We start from the raw sequence: 3,452 nt of genomic DNA on the forward strand, positions 1-3,452 counted from the left end.
CTTCATCGATGCGTTCCCCGGCATCGTCGGACAATGGCAGCCGATCATCGTCTTCATCGCCATCGCGTCGATGGCGCTGGGGTCCTTCGCCGCCATCGGCCAGCGCAACATCAAGCGGCTGATGGCCTATTCGTCGATCGGCAATGTGGGTTTCGCGCTCGTCGGCCTTGCCACCGGCACGGCCGAGGGCATCCAGGGCGTGGTCATCTACATGGCGATCTATCTCGCCATGACGCTCGGCACCTTCGCGGTGATCCTCAGCATGCGGCGCGGCGACCAGATGTTCGAGACCATCGAGGATCTCTCAGGCCTGTCGCGCACGCATCCGCTGATGGCGTTCTGCCTGGCGATGATGATGTTCTCGCTCGCAGGCATTCCGCCGCTTGCCGGGTTCTTCGCCAAGTTCGCGGTCTTCACCGCGGCGATCAACGCCAATCTCGTGACGCTGGCGGTGATCGGCGTCGTGACAAGCGTGATCGGCGCTTACTACTATCTGCGCATCGTCAAGGTGATGTATTTCGACGACGCGGTCGCCGCCTACGAGCCGATGCCCGCAGGGGTCCGGTTCGTGCTCGCGGTCTCTAGCGTGTTCGTGGTGCTCTACGTCCTCGTTCCTGCGCCTCTCACGGCGGCCGCGGGCGCCGCTGCCCGCTCATTGTTCTGACGTGCGGCTGGCGCCTGAGACACAATCCGCCGGCTACAGATTCCTCTCGCGCGACGCGACGGAATCCACGAACGACGATGCGGTCGCTGCCGCGAAGGCGGGCGATCCCGGACAGCTTTGGGTCGTCGCCGGCGAGCAGCGCGCGGGGAGGGGGCGGCATGGCCGGCAATGGTCGTCGCCGCCGGGAAACCTCTATGCGAGCCTTCTGCTGGTCGACCCTTGCGAGCCCGCCATCGCCCCGCAACTCGGCTTCGTCGCCGGCCTCGCGCTGCATGATGCGGTGGAGTCGCTGACGGGAATCGGCGCTCCCCGGCTGGCGCTGAAATGGCCCAACGACCTGCTGCTCGACGGCGCCAAGACGTCGGGCCTGCTGCTCGAAGGCCACCGGGTCGGGCCGGAATCCTCGCTCGCCATCGTGATCGGCTTCGGCATCAACGTGTCGGTCGCGCCCGTCGGCACGCCTTATCCGACGACGACCCTGCGCCATGTTGCGCCCGCATTGCAGGTGGAGGAAGTCTTCGCGGCGCTCTGCACGAGCTTCGCGCAAACCTTCGCGGCGTGGCGCCAGGCGGCGCGCATGAGCCCGTCGGATCCGTTCGGGGCCATTCGCCGGCTCTGGCTCGAGCGCGCGGCGGGCATCGGCCAATCGGTCACCGTTCGGCTTCCCTCTGGCGAACGACAGGGCACCTTCGAGGGGCTCGACCCCTTGGGCCGCCTCCAGCTCAAAAGCGCTTCCGGCATTGAACTGATCGATGCCGGCGACCTTTATTTTCCCAATTTGCTCAATGATAACGCTGGGTCTTCGGCCCGCACGACAAGGTTCTGATCAATGATTTCCCCCAACGATGAACTCGTTTTCGTCCCGCTCGGCGGCCTCGGCGAAATCGGGATGAATGCGGCCCTCTACGGTTTCGGCCCGGAGGACAATCGGCAATGGATCCTGGTCGATTGCGGCATGGGCTTTGGCGGCGAGGAGCATCTGCCCGGCATCGACGTGGTCTATCCCGACCTGCGCTTCATCGAGGAGGACCGCAAGAACCTGCTCGGGATCTTCATCACGCATGCGCACGAGGATCATATCGGCGCCCTCGTGGAGATGTGGCCGCGGCTGCGCGCGCCGGTCTACGCCACCAAATTCGCCGTCCGCCTTCTGGAGACGCGCCGCTTGTCGGAGGCGGGCGCGCCGAAGATCGACCTGCGCGAGATCAACACGCATCAACGGCTGAAGATCGGTCCCTTCGAGATCGAATACATCCCGGTCGCCCATTCGATTCCCGAATCGAACGCGCTCGCGATCCGCACCGCGCACGGTCTCGTCGTGCATACCGGCGACTGGAAACTCGACAACACGCCGTATCTCGGCAGCCTGACGTCGGAAGAGACCTTTCGCGGCCTCGGCGACGAGGGCGTGCTCGCGCTGATCTGCGATTCCACCAACGTGGTGCGCGACGGCATCAGCCCCAGCGAAGCCGATGTGGCCAGGCGCCTGGCGGAACTCATCAAGGATGCGCCGCACCGGGTTGCGATCACCACCTTCGCGTCGAATGTCGCCCGCATCCGTTCGGTCGCGGAAGCCGCGCGCGAATGCGGCCGCGAGGTGGTGATGGTCGGTCGCGCCATGGACCGCACATCCAATGTGGCGGACGATTGCGGCTATCTCGAAGGCATCCCGGAATTTCGCACGCCCGACACGTTCGGCTATCTGCCGCGCGACAAGGTGGTGGCGCTGCTCACGGGTTCGCAAGGGGAACCCCGCGCGGCGCTCGCGCGCATCGCGCAGGACGAACATCCCGATATCGCGCTGTCCAAGGGAGACCGGGTTATCTTCTCGTCGCGCACGATCCCCGGCAACGAGAAGGCGGTCGGCGCCATCATCAACAGCCTGATCGACCAGGGCGTCGAGGTCATCACCGACCGAACCGAAATGGTGCACGTCTCGGGCCATCCGCGCCGCGGCGAGCTCGCCAAGATGTACGAATGGACGCGTCCGCGCATTGCGATCCCGGCGCATGGCGAGCCGCTGCACCTGGAGGAGCACGCGAAATTTGCCCGCAGCCTCGGCATTCCCGAGGTCGTGCGCGCGCGCAACGGCAGCTTCGTGCGCCTTGCACCGGGGCCGGCCAAGATCATCGACAGCATTCCGGTCGGAAGGCTCTATAAGGATGGCAACATCGTCATCGGCGGCGGCGACCGGGCCTTGCCGGAACGCCGCAAACTCGGCTTCGCGGGCATCGTCAGCGTGGCCATCGCCATCGACGAGCAGGGTGAGATTGYCGGCGACCCGGTGGTCGAGGCCATGGGCCTGCCGGCGAAGAACCGGAAGGGCGAGGACCTCACCGACATCATCGCTGATGTGGTGGGCGATCTTCTCGACAGCCTGTCAAAAACCAAGCGCCGCGACGCCGACGCGGTGGAGAACGCCGTCCAGCGCGCGGTTCGCGCCGCCGTCAACGAAGCCTGGGGCAAGAAGCCAGCCTGCCACGTGCTCGTGCTTGAGGTATAGGGCGGGGCAACGGAGAATCGGGCATGATCGGGCGTCTCAATCACGTGGCTATCGCGGTCCGCGATCTTGATGCGGCAGCGTCCCTCTATCGCGACACGCTCGGTGCCGAGGTGTCGGCGCCCGAGCCGCTGCCCGAACATGGGGTGACGGTGGTGTTCATCATCCTGCCCAACACCAAGGTCGAATTGCTGGAGCCCCTCGGCGCGAATTCGCCCATCGCGAAATTCCTCGAGAAGAATCCCGACGGCGGCATTCACCACATCTGCTACGAGGTCGCCGACATCG

Annotated in this window: 4 protein-coding genes; all 4 read left to right on the forward strand. The window is 65.5% G+C overall.

All coding sequences use genetic code 11. The annotated features are described in order from the left end of the window. The coding region (locus AC1DVM_RS22760; RefSeq protein ID WP_477258358.1) for an NADH-quinone oxidoreductase subunit N at nt 1-664 on the forward strand (664 nt) is incomplete at its 5' end. 1 nt (nt 665) lies between these two features. Then, complete coding sequence (locus AC1DVM_RS22765) at nt 666-1,490, forward strand: biotin--[acetyl-CoA-carboxylase] ligase (protein WP_477258360.1); 825 nt, start codon at nt 666-668, stop codon at nt 1,488-1,490. A 3-nt stretch (nt 1,491-1,493) separates the two neighbouring features. After that, on the forward strand, nt 1,494-3,167 hold the full coding sequence (locus tag AC1DVM_RS22770; RefSeq protein WP_477258362.1) for a ribonuclease J: 1,674 nt from the start codon (nt 1,494-1,496) through the stop codon (nt 3,165-3,167). 23 nt (nt 3,168-3,190) lie between these two features. Continuing rightward, nucleotides 3,191-3,452: methylmalonyl-CoA epimerase (gene mce / locus AC1DVM_RS22775; RefSeq protein ID WP_477258364.1), on the forward strand; the 262-nt coding region annotated here is incomplete at its 3' end.

The organism is Microvirga sp. P4_A5, assembly GCF_056402495.1.